The sequence below is a fragment of the Rhodoferax sp. ZS1R25 genome (genome assembly GCF_056521335.1).
Genome location: NZ_JBWMAZ010000002.1, coordinates 700729 through 717010, shown reverse-complemented (window position 1 = coordinate 717010; position 16282 = coordinate 700729). Strand labels below are relative to the sequence as shown.

Below are 16282 nucleotides of genomic sequence, written 5' to 3'. Positions count from 1 at the left end.
AGGCAGTTAGGCCTGTGCGGCGGGCGCCGTCATCATGCGCTCCACATAGCGCGCGATGAGGTCAATTTCCAGGTTCACTTTTTTGCCCACTGCCAATGTGTGCAGCGCAGTGTTTTCCACGGTGTGCGGAATCAGATTGATGCTCACCTCGCAGCCGTCTGCCACATCGGCAATGCGGTTCACGGTCAGGCTTACGCCGTTGATGGTGATGGAGCCCTTGTAGGCCAAATACTTGCCCAGCGCCACGGGCGCCAGCACGCGCAATTCCCAGCTCTCGCCCACCTGGGCAAAGTGGCTCACGGTGCCCATGCCATCCACATGGCCCGACACCAGATGGCCACCCAGGCGGTCATGCGCGCGCAGGGCTTTTTCAAGGTTGATGGGGCCCAGCGCGTCCAAGCCAGCGGTTTTGTCTAAAGATTCGGCGGATATGTCGATGGTGAACTGCTGTTGCGCCACATCGAAGGTGGTGACCGTCATGCAAGCACCGTTGAGCGCAATGCTGTCGCCCAGACCCACGTCGTCCAGATAGCCCGCGGGCGTTTCGATGGTCAGGCGTTTGCCATGGATTTCAGATTCGCCCAGAGCCTGGACGGCGGAAATTCGGCCTACGCCGGTGATGATGCCTGTGAACATAGGCGCATTTTCGCAGGGAAAGGGCAGGGCGCTGGTCCCCGGTGTGGCATAACCTTAGAAGACGTCGCGCCCCTGCACGCGCGCGACGATGCGCAAATCAGGCCCAACCATCTCGGTGGATTTGAAATCCAGTGCCACGCCCTCCGCCAGCTCGCTCAGTGGGCCGATATTGAACATGCCTGCACCCTGGCCCAGCAACTTGGGCGCTAGGTAAACCACAAACTCGTCTACCAAGCCTTCGCGCACAAGCGATCCATTGAGCTTGAACCCGGCCTCGACATGCAGCTCATTGATTTCGCGCTGGCCCAAGTCTTTGACCATGGCCGCCAAATCGACCTTGCCCGTGGGCTGGCCTTGGGCGCTGTGGCCCGGCAGGTATATCACTTTGGCTCCCAGAGCCTCCAAAGCAGCCTGCTTAGCATCGTTTTGTGTCGCAGCGTAAATGAACACTGTGCGAATAGCTATAAAAAAAGGAGCATCCAGCGGCGTCTGCAAGTCGCTGTCTACGATCACCAGATGCGGCTGGCGCGGTGTTTCCACCAAGCGCACGTCCAGCCGTGGTCTATCCGCCAAGACGGTGCCTATGCCTGTCAGGATGGCGCACGACCGAGCACGCCAGGCATGGCCATCGGCACGCGCCTCGGAGGAGGTAATCCACTGGCTAGCGCCATTGTCTAACGCGGTGGTGCCGTCTAGCGACGCAGCCACTTTCATGCGAACCCATGGTGTTTTGCGGATCATGCGGCTGAAGAAGCCAATGTTGAGTTCCCGCGAAGCGATGGCTAGCGGATCGGTAGGGTCCAGCACTTCGACCTCGACGCCTGCAGCACGCAACCGCGCAAAACCCTGGCCAGCCACCAACGGGTTTGGGTCCACATTCGTTGCAACCACCTTCTTGATACCGGCTGCGATCAACGCATCACAGCACGGTCCGGTGCGGCCGTGGTGGGAGCAGGGCTCTAAGGTTACGTAGGCGGTGGCGCCGGCCACAGAGTGGCCCTGGGCTGCAGCGTCGCGCAGAGCCATGATTTCGGCGTGGGGGCCGCCAGCGCGTTGAGTCTGGCCTTGAGCAATGAGTATTCTGCTTGAGGAAGTCAGTATGCAAAACACCAAAGGATTTGGAGCACTTTCCAAGTAGGCCTGTTGAGTGTTTAGTTCCTTCAACTTCCCCAAAACCGTGTGATCGAAAGCTATGTGCACGCTAATTTAAAAACTTCAATTGGCACTAGTTGCACTACTCTCTGCGCATGTGTTGTCGGTAGCGGAGCTTGGTGCGCATGTGCGAAGTCGCCCGGTTCGCGAAACAATAATCCTGCGTGTTTGAGCGGATTGTCTGGCAGCCGATACGTCATTTCTTGCAATGGATAACGTAACATTGCCAAAGCTTCCCGCGCTCGTTTTCGGATAGCCTTGTGCGTCAAATAGAACGTAGGGATTTGTAACTAATGCTGTGTCAGCTGTGTTAGTTCCAGAAGAAGTTAGAAAACTAGGGAATGGATCGCTGTTCTGATAGATAACGCGGTCCACGGCTTCGTCGAATGCTTTATTCCCATTGGTATCTACAAAAACAGTGACACCGCTCGACCAATTTGCACGGTCAAAAGGTATGGCCATGGCGTATCGCCCGCTTTTCATTGCCTCGCCTCTAGCCGTATTGAGACTTGCAACAAGGGTATTTGTCCGAGAAATCAGTTCTGAATTGCGCTGAAAGTCTACATATCCAGGAACAGCAACCATGGCAAGCACCGCGACAATTGCCACAGTAACCATCAATTCGATCAGGCTGAACCCCTTCAATTTTTTCATAGACCTATTTCCAGCAAATGGAAGTCTTGGGGCCAGTGCAATCTTTCACGCCGGTACTTGTCAGACGCAAATTGAGCACATCAGGATCACTTCCGGATCTGGTTGGGGTTGCAATGACTCGGACGCATTCAGCAATGGACAATGTCCCTCCTCCAGTTGCATCGCAGGTTTCGGCGGAAAGCAGGTAGGCAGAATTGGCTAATGAGTCACCGGAAAAAGTTTTAAATGGTACAGAGGAAGCAGTTACCCCACCACATGCAGTACTCGGAGACGGTGCCACCGCCGTTGCAACTCCGGATGAGTTTGTGGTGAACCCCAAATAACAATTGCGTTGGGTCATATAGCGCTCTTGTTGCTGCATCAGATCCAACAGCGCAGCACGCCCTTCCGCCCGTCGTCCTTTGAGAACTGAACTCGTATAGGCTGGAAACGCTATGGCAGCCAATATCCCAATGATGGCAACAGTAATCATCAGTTCGATCAGCGTAAAACCGTGCATTAATTTTTTCATGGAGTATTTTTCAAATCTTGATAGTTGTAAATTTGTCTCCAGCTGAGCCTTCCGACGGTTATTTGGCGAGAGACCTTTGCACCGGCCGCAAGTCCATCTGAACCTTGTTGCAGTACTTGGCTAACAATAGTTTTTGTACGCCTTCCAGTGCTGTCACTTAAAGAGTAGGTAGTGGCACCAACAAGATTGGCGATTAGAGGTGCTCCCAAAATACCCACTGCAGAGTCGTTGGCAGTGCCTACACCTGACAATGCGTCTATATTATACGTTCGCCCAAAACCGCCACTGGCTGTGCAATTGCCACTCGCGGTAGATGCTCCTGGAACGAGTGAATTAAAACTAACGATATTGGAATTGACCAAAGGAACGCCGTCGTATATTTGTCTCTCTTTGGAGGTGGGAAAATCAAAATACCATCCTGAGCGAATAACGTCAGTATCTGCCATTGCCCTGCCTAAAGTAAAGGCAGGCATTGTGGTTCCGCTGGCGCTTGCAGTACCCGCCTTAAGCCGGCCACGACCATTGATAGCACTATCTCCTGCCGGGCTCGAATCCGCTGCAGAGCTGCCATTGTCATACACCATATAAACAGATTGGACCGCTGTATTCGATTTGTCAGCTACTTCCAAATATTTTCCTGTGCCAAAAACTACATACGTTGTATCCGCCGTTGTTCCTGCAACCAGTGACGGTGAAGCTGATATTGGTTGAATGTTACCCGAACTGTCCTTTGCAATAAACATAGGATAAGGTTGAGGGATTGCAACAGTTCCTTTATTGAAGTAAGACAGTTTATTGATATTCCAATCTGCCGTTCCATAAAGGGAGAAATCTAACTTCCATAAATTACCATGCAAGTCACCTGCATAAATTTGTGTCACCTCTCGATTATTACCCACAGCGACACGGAAATTAAGCATTCCTGTTGGCTTTGTCAGTGCCAATGTAGCATCGATCGGAAAACTAATTTTGTAGTAATTTGTGCCTTGCTGCCAGGCTGATCCAGCAGGTTTCGCAAGGTCCAGAAAAAATAATGCGGGCTTTCCTGTGGTACTGAAGTTCCCTGCTCCATCATTTGCATAATTATCGACACCGCTAGCTACAACTGCAAAATATTTGTAAGTGGCCGTATTGCCAGGGGCGCTGGTTCTCATTTTTAGAATTTGGGGCTTGCCTATCACAAAGCCCATGTCAGGATCGTCAAGTTGTGTGAACTCCCACATCGCACTGGTTGCGGAAAATGTGGTTGGATCAGTTACGTCCAAGGCAAATATTCCGCGCCCCCCGGCTCCTGTTCCCGAGATAAGAACCGTTTTCCAGTCTGCATAAGTACCTGAGGTACCGACCAAGGCTTCGCCTACGGTGGGTGTTCCATCCAAATAACTTTGGTGGTTGGTTGCGTAGCTTGTGCTTGTTAAGGCCGAAAGTTTGGGGCCTAGCCAACTGGGGATGTAGGCGAAGAGTTCATTGCCGGTTTCTGCATTGAAGGCATGCATCATCCCATCATTTGCACCCACGAATACCGCCGCGGTTCGATTTTTATAAGTATTGTAAAAACTTGCATAAGTACCACCTTGGATGGACGCTGTCGGTGCCCCTGAATACGCTACACCAGAGTTGACGATATCGCCAAGCAGGAAACGCCGGCGTCGGAATATACCTCCCTCGTCAATTGGGTCTCCACGCAAGAAATTCAATCGCCTTTGTGCATATCCGTCAGCGGCAAGTGATGGACTTGGTTTGTCCAGATCAGTGCGAAGACTGGTTTCAATACCTGCGGTCCCTGCAGGAGTGTCCCATAAGAAGGGGGCTGCAACAGGGTTTGCCGTTGCGGTGCGGTTTCCAACGAAAATTTTTCGGCTAGTTGCTGGAGATATTAAAGCCTTCAACTGGGTCGCAGCAGTCCACTTAAATGTGGTGCTAATGGTTACGTCGTTACTCGCGCTGACATTTAAAGGCGTGGCGATGAGATCGCCTACCCAATCAGTGGTATCAAATTGGCCTTGGTATACAGTATCGCCTTGCGTCAAATTCTTTGACTGGATAGCAGTGCCGGAAATACTACGGGCCGTCGTCGATGCTCGAGCAAAGATGTCGTCAAAAGCACTCAAAACCCCACGAGCATCGCTTTGAAGGAAATAAGTATTGGCTTCTCCCACGCGACTAGCTCTAGTATCTTTATCCGCCCAAACATAATTATTGTTTGTCCCTGTTGCCTCACTGACAAAAGGGTTACCTCTGGTGTTATATTCATTCTTTGCTGTATTTGCTGGATCAGTCTCAAATCCACCATATTTTGCAGCCATGAATAATTGGTTGGATGTTCGGCGGCTATTGGCGTCGTTTGATCCTCCATATTCGTTTACATCAAAGACAAATGTTTTGACGCGCAATCCCGGCATTTGTTTAGTTGGTTCATTTGACCATGTCGCAGGCCGAATGTCGTGTGTACGGGCCCAGTATGCTGAGCCTAGAATTTGACTTGTAGTACTTCCGGATGGAACACTGTTGTTCGCACCGTTCGGATTGGCAGTCGACCTAGTAGCACCCTGTCCGTCGACATATGTGGAATTAGCATTTTTCTCAAAATTCTGGACGGTTGTCCTCCAAGCATCAATATTGGGAATATTGCCAGCGGTGCTTGCAGTGGGCAGTCGATTGCCATCATGGGTATTTTTGTCGCCGATGACAACAATATTGCTTTTTAAGCACGAGTAATCTGACGTAGTGGGGCGTCCCGAATACGGATCGCTCCAGGTCGTGTATATTGGAAATCCATCATACATGTCCGTAGTCAGATTGTTGATTGCATCCGTACTAGGTTGCAAACCTTGAAGGTATCGCAAGGTCTCGTAGTGCAACTCACCAATTGGATCGTATTTTTTATAGCGGCCCGCTACAGATCCGGTTCGGCCAAATTGATTTAAATAATTAGTGACACCACTTAAGTAAATTGCTCGGCCGTCTGCGGTCTGAACAGTGTTGTTCGACTCTGGGTTGGAGTAAAAAATTCCTGTTACCGGATCCCATTCTTGTTTGGGGTTGCCTCCAGTAGGGGTGTTTTCGAAACCACTGGAGTCAAATGTTCTCGTCCCCACATACTTCACTGGTGCTCGCAGTACTCCACCGTACCGCCCGTTGCTGTAACTTGCAGTTTGATCCATCGCATAACCGAATGCAGCCAATCTGAGCTGATCAGCATATTTCTGCACCGTGCCCGTCGGTTTATAAATGGGATTTGTATTGCTAGATGACTCTTGATACTTGGAGCACAATCCCCAATAGCGAACATCTTTGAGGATATACGTACTCGGATCGCGGTCACATACCTGTACGCGTGCAAAAAAATAACCGTTATTATTTAGGTTGGTTGTCGCCGGTGGCGTCCATGCACTCGTCCGTATGTAGCATTTTTTTGCAACGCCACCATAAGGATCGCCAATCGTTGCATTGGAGCAATCGATTCCATCCGAGGTGGAGACTACATTCCACTTGTTTGTCCCTGCATTATTGGCCCCGTACCAAACTTCTTTGATACCAGCAAAAGCGCAGGTTTGATTTTCCCCAGTAGTACAAGCGACCGCATCACCGGGAAGGGGACCATTATTGAAAACAATAGACGACATAGCAACAGTGGCGGACCCTCCCAGAGTGTAGCCACCGAACCCCCCGGAATTGTTTCCTGCCTTTGCAGTTCCGAAGTAAATTCTGTTGAGCGTGTTTGCTACATAGACATCTACACCTGCAGCATCCGTTGCCATAGATCTTGGAATAGCACCAAAATAGGGGACGCCAGACGCGTATGACGGCGACGCAAAATTAGCCGACGTAATTGCGCGAGATGTGCCGCTGGCGTAAAGGCGTTTCGCTGGAAAGTTTGAACTGTTACCCATACTAATTGGGTCGCCGTTGGGAATGACGGCTCGTTGCAATATGGTTAATGAAGCTGTATCAACAACTCGATCACCGCCAGTCAATGCTAGACGCAACATATCGATCGCCGAGCTAGAAGCCCAATTTAGGAAGTTGCCGCTGAATGCATCATTGGTCGTTGTGCTGAATGTGCCATCATCTTTGGTATAGCTCTTGGCACCGTCCCAACACATCCGTGTTGTCCAAGTGGGATTGGCAGTGTTCGGCGTGGCCAACGCAATTGCTTTTCCCCGCCGAACAAATCGCTTATAGTCATTTGTTTGCCCGGAAGGTGCTCCAGCACCGGCGTTATCATAGGTATAACAACTTTCCGCGTCGTAATAACCCAAATACTCGATTGTGGGTGAGTAAGTAGGATCATCGGTCGTACCGCTATTATTATTGTCTGGATCAACATATTGAGCGCCAACAGTTGGAAACTCCACCGACAAGGCCAGCGCTAGAACCGGCTTGTCCACTGCAGAGGGGGTGTAAAGTGGGTCCGACGAGAGAGCAATAGTAGGTATATTCGGTGGAGAGATTTGCGCAAAGACAACAAAAGCGGCGGCAGTGGCTAGCCCTATAATGGCTGCAGCAAAACGCAAAGAAATTTGGCTGAGAATACTTTGTACTGTGCGGCCTATGATTCTCAATACTCCGGGTGACTGAGCCCATCGTTGAAGTGTATTTTGGTTTTTACTACTCATTTGAATACCTTTTGGGTTCTCAATTTCTGTATACCGTTTGCATTACTGCTTGAATGTCTGATCGTGGTCCAAAGCCCATAGCAGTGACGCGATAGATATATGAAGGGTCAGACCGATCACCAATAGTATCGGGAATCACTTCAATAATGTAGCGAGGTGCCTGCGCAGGCTGTATGCCAATGCCTCCCGAGGAAAAAGTATTGCCAGTAAATGTACCCAGCGCAACGCTACGTGCGCTGTTGCTCGTATCTGTAAAATCAATGGTCATCCACGCGGGTTTGCCAGAGCCTGGTAGTGAGCACAGGCCTTGGGATGTTCCCGAGGTCCCGCAGCCATCTAAAAAAACGGCAGTAATCTTGCTGTCAAAAGTTGATACTCTGGTAGACGTGGCGTCATGTATATCGGACTCCGCGTCCAATAAAGCTGCTTCACTGGATTGCCACGCTAGTTGCATATCACGATCATTGCGTGCACCGCGCTCACTCATCATTGCTATTTGAGCCCCACCCACGCCGACGAGACTTACCAATACTAGTATTAGCAATACAGTCATTAGTGACGCACCTCTCTGAGTAGTGTGGCAATTGGACATCTGTATGCCTGAACGTTTTCTGTGATTCATTTATAAACTCTGGTCGTTTCGCAGATGGACGGTAAATGTCACCACTTGACGTAGACGACCATCGGCAGGAGCGCTGAATATGGTTCCTATATCATTGGCACTGGACATGGCGCTGCCAAGTATTCCTGCACTTGAAGCCTTTCCAAGACCAAATGGATATAGTGTTTGGACGACTCGCTCTTGGGCAGAATTCAAACCGCCCCGCAAAATCATCCCAATCCGAATACTACGAACGCGTCTCCAATTGTTGTATGTGGCAACTGAGGCAGGGTCGCCACCAACAACCAACTGGTCCGCGCGCAAGTAGCGTTCTGGAATGGAGTCGGTAGCTCCGTTAAAGGCTGTGTTAACAGTAGAGAAACCGTCAATTCCGTACAAGACCTGAAACTCTTCAACGCCTTGGATAAGAGGTTGCGATTCGTCAACAGCTCCTGTTGCCAAGTTCATAGTGGTACAGTACAGCGTGGGTTCACCATCGGTCCCAACAGTCACATGAAAGATGCTTGAATAGCGTTCATCGCGAGTACTGGGTATTACACTCACTGCTTTTCCATTGCAGTTAATCATTGAACCATCGGCTGTACCGGAGCCAGGAAAAGTCTCCAGTGCTTGATATCGAAGAATCAATATGTCACTGCCGTAGCCGAGGACACTAGCGGTCCGCGCCGAGGCGGAATTTAATGGATCCGATGCGCTAATTAGCGAGTTGTTAAATCCATAAATATTTGGATATATGTTGGCTGCAACTTCTGCTGCAGTTGGAGGTTGAGTTGCATAGCGTAGTTCCTTAAAACCTGCCTGGACTGCGATACGCTGAATAACATCTGATGCAAAGCGTCCATTGTCTCTGAGTTGCGAGGCAGTATCCACCGCGTTGAAACCCTTGCGTGCGACCACCAATGTTGTGAGTGCCACAATGACAATAATTAAACTGATGGCGAGCGCGACCATTAACTCGATTAAAGTCAATCCCCGTTGGTGGCATGATTTAAGGCGTAAAGAGTGTTTCATGTTGCACTCCCCGCGGTCACAGGTACTACAACACTTGGGACACCTGCACGTTCAAGTCCGGCCGAGCCTGTTTGCCCTCTATTGGTAGAGCCGCGGGTCCACCCAATCTTTACTACCATCACTGAACCGGTATCTGTGCATGTCCACTGTGGCACCCCAGTCGCGTCAAAGGGCGCTGCATCAAAGCAAACGGTAACTCTTGCGCCAGGTAGTTCGTTGTCAACGCGCGTTAGCCATTCCGTCATCTCTGCGTTTGCCACATCATTTGCTGTTGAGCAGGTTGAAGCAGCCGCCACATTTAGACAATAAGTTTGGGTAGAAAAGGTGAGTGGGCTTGTGAATGTACCGATATAAGGATTGTTCGTTGTTTTAACGCCTTCTGATTTATTCCCTCGCACCATGTCTGCAAGTTCCCTTGCGAGAACCACGGCTGATGATTGGAGTTTTGCTTCTCGATTGGACTGCAGCGATGCTGCTTGCATGCCCACCATCCCAAGCAAACCGACAGTCAATACAAATATTGATACAAGCACTTCAACCAGCGAAAATCCTTGCTGATATATACCGCGATTGTTCAAGGAGCGCCTGCGGTGACTCCCAAAATTGGGTAAGAGAACGGAACAGTGTTGCATGTTTGAATGCTACATAGCCGGTCCAAGAAAAGCCAGCCATTGGCTCACCGTGTGTCGGCTCAGCATTGCCATTGAGCGGCTCAATGAGGCGCGTATTTGTGTGTGCTTACCGACTAACTTCATCCACCAACGTCTTGAACTCATCAATATCCTCAAAACTCCGGTAAACGCTTGCAAAGCGCACGTAGGCGACTTTGTCGAGCTTTTTGAGTTCGCGCATGACGAGTTCGCCGATGCGGGTGGACTGGACTTCGCGCAGGCCCAGGTTGAGGAGTTTTTCTTCGATGCGCTCGATGGCGCTGTCGATTTGCTCGGTGCTCACAGGCCGCTTGCGCAGGGCCAAGTTCATGGAGGCGAGCAGTTTGGCGCGTTCAAACTCGATGCGGCGGCCATCTTTTTTGACGATAGCCGGAAAGTTGACGTCCGGGCGCTCGTAGGTGGTGAAGCGCTTTTCGCATGAGCCGCACTGGCGGCGGCGGCGGATGAAGTCCCCGTCTTCAGAAATCCGGGTCTCCACCACCTGGGTTTCCGAATGACTGCAAAACGGGCACTTCATCGTGGGCGAGCCTGATTACTTGTAAACCGGGAAGCGAGAGGTCAGCGCATGTACCTTGGCGCGCACGGCCGCGATGTTGGCCTCGTCGCGCGGGTTGTCCAACACATCGGCAATCAGGTTGGCCGTGGCGCGGGCTTCCTCGTCCTTGAATCCACGGGTGGTCATGGCGGGGGTGCCGATGCGCACGCCGCTGGTGACCATGGGCTTCTCGGGGTCGTTGGGGATTGCGTTCTTGTTGATGGTCATGTGGGCGGCGCCCAGCACGGCCTCGGCTTCCTTGCCGGTAATGCCCTTGGAGCGCAGGTCCACCAGCATCACATGGCTGTCGGTGCCACCGCTGACGATACGCAGTCCGCGTGCGGTCAGGGTTTCGGCCACGATCTTGGCGTTGCGGACCACTTGTTGCTGGTAGGCCTTGAACTCCGGCGCCAGCGCTTCCTTGAACGCAACGGCTTTGGCAGCGATCACGTGCATCAGCGGGCCGCCTTGCAGGCCGGGGAAGATGGCGCTGTTGATCGCCTTTTCGTGCTCGGCCTTCATCAGGATGATGCCGCCACGGGGGCCACGCAGGCTCTTGTGGGTGGTAGAGGTGACCACATCGGCGTGCGGTACAGGGTTGGGGTACACGCCTGCGGCGATCAGGCCAGCGTAGTGGGCCATGTCCACCATGAAGATGGCGCCCACGGCTTTGGCTACTTTGGCAAAACGCTCAAAGTCGATGGCCAGGGAATAGGCGGATGCGCCAGCAATGATCAGTTTGGGCTTGGTTTCATGGGCTTTGCGCTCCATGGCGTCGTAGTCGATCGCTTCATTGGCGTCCAGGCCGTAGCTCACCACGTTGAACCATTTGCCACTCATGTTCAGGGCCATGCCGTGGGTCAGGTGGCCGCCTTCGGCCAAGCTCATGCCCATGATGGTGTCGCCAGGCTTCAGGAAGGCGAGGAAAACGGCTTCATTGGCCGATGCGCCGCAATGGGGCTGCACGTTAGCGGCTTCGGCGCCAAAAATCTGCTTGATGCGGTCGATGGCCAGTTGCTCGGCCACGTCCACGTGCTCACAGCCACCGTAGTAGCGGCGGCCGGGGTAGCCTTCGGCGTATTTGTTGGTCAGCTGGCTGCCCTGGGCGGCCATGACGGCGGGGGAGGCGTAGTTTTCGCTGGCGATCAGCTCGATATGGTGTTCCTGGCGTGCGTTTTCGGCCAGGATGGCAGCCCACAATTCGGGGTCGGCTTGTTCAACAAGGATGTTGCGGTCGTACATGGCAGTCCTAAAAGACAAAGGGCCTGTGGGTCTGAAAGACACAGGGCTGCCCAGGCGAACGGCTGATCACAAACCCGAAAAGGGGTTGCGGCACGCTTCCCAGTGGTGTCCCACGTCAGCGCCGATGATCCGGGTGGATCAGGCGCCTATCGCCAGTTGCGTGCAATGCGGAGTTTACCCGACTCGGCTCAGGAGTTGGCGAGGCTGGCTACGTTTTCCACCGTGGCGGGAGTCGCCGTAGAGGGTGCCTGCAGCTTGACGGGCACCGGCATGGGCGATGCCATAGGCACTGCGCGGCCAGAGGCGACCAGTTGCAGGCGGGCATGCTCTGCCAGCACCTTGGCGCTGTAGCCACCGTCTTCTTCCATGTTGGCGGCACCCACATAGAACTTCAGTCCGCCTTCGATGGAGCCAGCGCGGGCGATGCACTCTTGCAGCACCTTCACGCCCACGCGCAGGTTGGACACAGGGTCAAAGGCTGCCAGCTTGCCGCCAAAGTTCTCGTACTTGTCGCTATGCACCTTGGTCATGACCTGCATCAGGCCTTGGGCACCCACATGGCTTTGTGCAAACGGGTTGAAGCCCGATTCAATTGCCATCACCGCGAGGATCAGCGTTGGGTCCATCTTGGTCCGTTGGCCGGTCTCATAGGCTTCGGCCACCAAGGCGCTCAGGGGTTCTGGCGCTATGCCGTACTTGCGGCTGAGCCAAAAGGCCACGGCCGCTTGCTGCTTGGGCAAGCCTTGCGGGTTGGTGGCGGTGGCGCGGTCCACGGCTTCGGGTTCGGTGAGCAGGCCGGTCTCGGCCACATGGCGGTTTTGCAACCAGCCCATCAGCTGAACTTCACCGGCTTGGCGGATTTCGGGTTTTGCCGTCAGGGTGATAACGGCAAACATGACGGCCAAGCCCAGCAGGGCGAAGCCGTTGTGTGTGATTTCAAAGAAACCTTGGGCAATGTCTGACGCAACGATGCGCAGGCCCTTGGTGAATTGTTGAGTCGCTGTCATAGCTCTTCCTTCTTTGGCGGGGGCCGGGACCTTGGCGCTGTTGTTCAGCGGGGCGGTTCAGACACCTCGTTTGGGTTGGTACGCTATCAATATCCTGCGGCGTCGTCTCGACATGTGCAGCGATTTGAATATGCCGGGTTCGGCAGCGGGGCGGGTTATCCCTAGTCAAAACTTGGAATGGGCGGATTCTAGGGGGCTTTCATATACATAGTCAACAATAACAAATCGATTCTTTATATTCATGATGATTTTAAGAGGGCGTTTTGGGAGGTAAAACAGCCAAAAGCCAGGCAAATAGAGTGCAGGCCTCAATCCCTCCAATCGGCCCCTCAAGATCCATTGAAAGATCGATTTGCATCTCGTCTGGCCGATGACTAGAGTGGGGCGGTCTGCAGTTGCAGGCGAATTACCGGCAGTAGCCAGTCCGTGCTGAAGGCACCGTGATAAAGCGGCCCCGGTAACTTCAAAGGAGGCAATCTATTGCTTCTAGACCGCTTGGGACGCCATACTCCCCTGCGGCAACCCCGGATGGCATGGACCTGTGGTCAGCCATCGAGCCCGGCACCTGTCTGTGAAGACTGGTGTCGGGCTTTCTTGTTTTGTGCGATGTCTTCTGGGGGAATTGCACTGCCCCTCTATATAGATAGCGCAGGTGCCAAAGCCCTCCTGTAGAAGCGCACGTTCACTATGCTATGCATTTGATAGCTGCTCGCGCAATGAATACGGGGGCTAGGGCCTTGTTTTCTTTAAAAATAAGGCGTGAGCAGCGGCTGGCTTGCCACACTGCTTGCAGGGCATATCAAAAACATCGAGGGCGGCTTCATTTCGCGGCGAAAATAGCCGGTTGCGCATTTGCATTCAACCTATTCCCGAGCCCACTGTGACGTCGCCCACCTCTGCCAAACACACCGATATTGCCCATCTAGACAGCCTGACCGGGGGCGCCTTCACTGCGGCCACCTCGGGCGAGCGCGCATCCCGCATTCGGGAGTGGTTGTTGGGCAATCCAGCGGCCGAGCAGCTGTCCGAAGTGTTTAAGGAACTCAGCATCAAGGACAAGGGCGCTGCCAAGCTGGTGCGCGAAAAGCTCGACGAAGCCCGCCGCTCCAAGGGGCAAGAGGCCCTGGCCGCCGTGTGGGCCGCCCGCGCCCAGGCGCTGATCGACACCGCCAAGCTCAATATTGCGGATGCTTTGGCCTGGCAGCGCGATGCCGCCAAAGCCGGTGCCCCCCTGAGCAAAGAGCCACTCGCCACCCTCAAAACCCAACTGGCCGAACGTGTGCGTGGCATTGAAGACCTGCAGCACCAGGTGCAGGTGCAGCGCGAGGCCGCTGTGTTGCTGGCCCAGCGCATTGAAGTGCTGTCGACCAAGCCCTGGGGCGATGCCCAGGCTGCGTTGGATGCCCTGCGCGCCGACGTGAACCATTGGCAAACCCAGGCTACGGCGCTGGTGGCGCACGTCAGTTGGGCCAGCGTGGACCTGAAGTTCCCACCGCTGCTGGACGCTTCCCGTGGTCAGTTGCTGGTGGTATGGGACGCCTTCCAGGCGGCTCTGGGCCTGGCCGTGGCCGCCGCGGCCGACGCCAGCGCACCCTTGCCACCCGTGCCCGTGTGGGCAGATGAGCTGCGCACTGCGCGCGGCGTGCCAGCTGAGGCACCACCCAAGCAGGCCAAACCCAAGATTGACCCCGAAGTGCGCGCCCAAGCCACCGCCGCTGTGCGTGCTGCGCTGACCACGCTGGAGCTGGAAGTGGCCGAAGGCCATGGCAAGGCCAGCGCTGGCGCGGCCAATGCGCTGCGCAATGCGCTTAAGGAATTTGGCAAAGTCATCGACGGCAAGCTGGAGAACCAGGCCCATGCCGCTTTGGCCGCTGCAGGAGAGCTGGAAGGCTGGCAGCGTTGGCGTGCCGACCAGATCCGCGAAGAGCTGGTCACCAAGGCCGAAGGTCTGTTGAAACGCCCCGAAGGCCAAGCCATTGGCGGACGCAAGATGCAGGAAACCCTGCGCACCCTGCGCGACCAGTGGAAACAAACCGACCAGGGCGGCGTACCCAACCACGCGCTGTGGAAGCGTTTTGACGAGGCCTGCAACGAGGCCTACAAAGTGGTCGAGGGCTGGCTGGAGAAGGTGAAGGCTGAATCCGCCGAGCACAAGGCGCAACGCCTGGCGCTGATTGCCGAGGTCAACGCCTGGGCCGAAGCCAACCGCACGGCGCTGGACGACGACTGGAAGGGCTTCAACCGCATCCTGCACCAGTTCGGCGACCGTTGGCGCGAAGGCGGCCACGTGGGCGAAAAGGTGTTTGCCGAACTGCAGCCGCTGTGGAAAGCCGCCATTGCCAACGCCGCCGCCCCGCTGGAGGCCCTGCAGGCCCAAAGCCTGGCGGCCCGCCACGCCATGATCGAAGAAGCCAAGGTGCTGGGCGACGCCCCCGTGCTGCGCATTGACGCGGTCAAGGCGCTGCAACAGCGCTGGCAAGCGCAGGCCCACGCGGTGCCGATTGACCGCCGCCAAGAACAAAAGCTGTGGGACGCCTTCCGCAAGCCCATTGACGACGCCTTCAACCGCAAGACGACCGAGCGTGAAAAGGCCGAAACCGCCCTGGGCGCGCGTGACCGCAGTGTGCTGGAGGCTGCCAAGGCGCTGGAAGCCGCCAATGCCTCGGGCGACGCCCAGGCGATTCGCGCCGCCATGGCCGCCCTGGAAGCCGCCCTGCAAGGCCAGGCCCAGGCGCAAGCCGAAGTCACCGCCGCCGGGGCACAAGAGCAGGCGGCCCAGTCTGCCGCCGCAGAGGCACCTAATATGCCTGCAGCCCCCGTGGAATCTGCGCCAGCAGCTCCTGAATCTGTAGCAGATGCCGCTGCTGAAACTGATGTTGTAACCGAAGTTGCCGCAGAAGAAGCCCCTGCGGCACCCGTTGCACCAGCCAAACCCGCACCCAAACCCGTGGTGGCTGTGCGCGGCGACGACCGCCCCGGCATGAAGAAAGAAGCGCCCGCTGCCCCCGGTGGCCGTGGTGGCAAATTTGGCGACCGCAAGGACGCCGGTGCCGGCCGCGGTGGCCGTGACGGTGCCGCAGCCCCCTGGGGTGACCGCGGCCCACGCCGCGATGACCGGGGTGATAGAGGCGACCGCGCCTATGCACCTGCCGCCCCACGCTTGGGCGATACGGCCTTCCGTGCCCAGCGTGATGCGCTCGAACACGCCCAACTGGCGTTGAAAAAATTGGCGGCACAAGCCCATGGGGAGGCGCTGACCCAGCTGCTGACCGCGTGGGAGAAGCGCGATGCCAGCCTGCTGCCGCCCGCGCAAGAGCTGGGCAACCGCGCTGCGGCCCAAAACCGCCCGGTGTGGGTGAAAGCCGTGGAGGGGGGCGCCAAGCCACAAGCCGCACAGTCGCTGCTGCGCCTGGAAATGGCAGCCGAAGTGCCCACGCCCGCCGAACATCTGGATGCGCGCCGCGGCCTGCAGTTGCAGCTGCTGACGCGCCGCAACGACCCCGCCCCCGCCCAGACCTGGGGACAGGACACTGCCGCGGTGTTGGCTGGTGAATTCAATGCCGCCGATGCCCGCCGTTTGCAGAATGCGTTGAAAGTGTTGCTCAAGCGCTAAGCGGCGTGG

12 protein-coding genes and 1 riboswitch are annotated in these 16282 nt (G+C 55.1%); of the genes, 1 reads left to right on the top strand and 11 read right to left on the bottom strand.

The genetic code is table 11. The features are described 5' to 3' along the window. Positions 1 to 6: 6 nt before the first annotated feature. From AC097R_RS14155 to AC097R_RS14105, 11 genes are all read right to left on the bottom strand, one after another. Positions 7 to 636 carry a riboflavin synthase gene (locus AC097R_RS14155; RefSeq protein WP_479598780.1) on the bottom strand — a complete coding sequence of 210 codons (630 nt, stop codon included), beginning with the start codon at positions 634 to 636 and terminating at the stop codon, positions 7 to 9. A gap of 54 nt (positions 637 to 690) precedes the next feature. Next, complete coding sequence (gene ribD / locus AC097R_RS14150; RefSeq protein ID WP_479598779.1) at positions 691 to 1809, bottom strand: bifunctional diaminohydroxyphosphoribosylaminopyrimidine deaminase/5-amino-6-(5-phosphoribosylamino)uracil reductase RibD; 1119 nt, start codon at positions 1807 to 1809, stop codon at positions 691 to 693. A 42-nt stretch (positions 1810 to 1851) separates the two neighbouring features. Continuing rightward, entirely contained in the window at positions 1852 to 2442 is a 591-nt protein-coding gene (locus AC097R_RS14145; protein WP_479598778.1) for a GspH/FimT family pseudopilin, read from the bottom strand. A gap of 4 nt (positions 2443 to 2446) precedes the next feature. Beyond that, a complete protein-coding gene (locus AC097R_RS14140) occupies positions 2447 to 2953 on the bottom strand; it encodes a type IV pilin protein (RefSeq protein ID WP_479598777.1) in 507 nt (168 codons plus the stop codon). Then, a complete protein-coding gene (locus AC097R_RS14135; RefSeq protein WP_479598776.1) occupies positions 2950 to 7572 on the bottom strand; it encodes a pilus assembly protein in 4623 nt (1540 codons plus the stop codon). The genes AC097R_RS14140 and AC097R_RS14135 overlap by 4 nt, the downstream gene beginning before the upstream one ends. A 19-nt stretch (positions 7573 to 7591) precedes the next feature. After that, positions 7592 to 8164, bottom strand: a complete 573-nt coding sequence (locus AC097R_RS14130) for a pilus assembly PilX family protein (protein ID WP_479599553.1) — start codon at positions 8162 to 8164, stop codon at positions 7592 to 7594. 30 nt (positions 8165 to 8194) lie between these two features. Further along, positions 8195 to 9205 (bottom strand): PilW family protein, encoded by a 1011-nt coding sequence (locus tag AC097R_RS14125; protein ID WP_479598775.1) that lies wholly within the window; start codon positions 9203 to 9205, stop codon positions 8195 to 8197. After that, positions 9202 to 9783 carry a type IV pilus modification protein PilV gene (gene pilV, locus AC097R_RS14120; protein WP_479598774.1) on the bottom strand — a complete coding sequence of 194 codons (582 nt, stop codon included), beginning with the start codon at positions 9781 to 9783 and terminating at the stop codon, positions 9202 to 9204. Before pilV ends, AC097R_RS14125 begins: the two co-directional genes overlap by 4 nt. Before the next feature lie 160 nt (positions 9784 to 9943). Next, positions 9944 to 10393: a transcriptional regulator NrdR gene (nrdR, locus tag AC097R_RS14115; RefSeq protein ID WP_310345709.1), complete on the bottom strand. Its 450-nt coding sequence runs from the start codon at positions 10391 to 10393 to the stop codon at positions 9944 to 9946. 15 nt (positions 10394 to 10408) lie between these two features. Further along, positions 10409 to 11653, bottom strand: coding sequence for a serine hydroxymethyltransferase (glyA, locus tag AC097R_RS14110; protein WP_479598773.1), 1245 nt, complete (start codon positions 11651 to 11653; stop codon positions 10409 to 10411). A 41-nt stretch (positions 11654 to 11694) separates the two neighbouring features. Beyond that, positions 11695 to 11823: riboswitch (ZMP/ZTP riboswitch) on the bottom strand. Between the two features lie 18 nt (positions 11824 to 11841). Continuing rightward, positions 11842 to 12660, bottom strand: a complete 819-nt coding sequence (locus AC097R_RS14105) for a lytic transglycosylase domain-containing protein (RefSeq protein ID WP_479598772.1) — start codon at positions 12658 to 12660, stop codon at positions 11842 to 11844. Positions 12661 to 13540: 880 nt separating this feature from the next. Here AC097R_RS14105 and AC097R_RS14100 point away from each other — a divergent pair. After that, a complete protein-coding gene (locus AC097R_RS14100; protein ID WP_479598771.1) occupies positions 13541 to 16273 on the top strand; it encodes a DUF349 domain-containing protein in 2733 nt (910 codons plus the stop codon). Positions 16274 to 16282 lie beyond the last annotated feature (9 nt).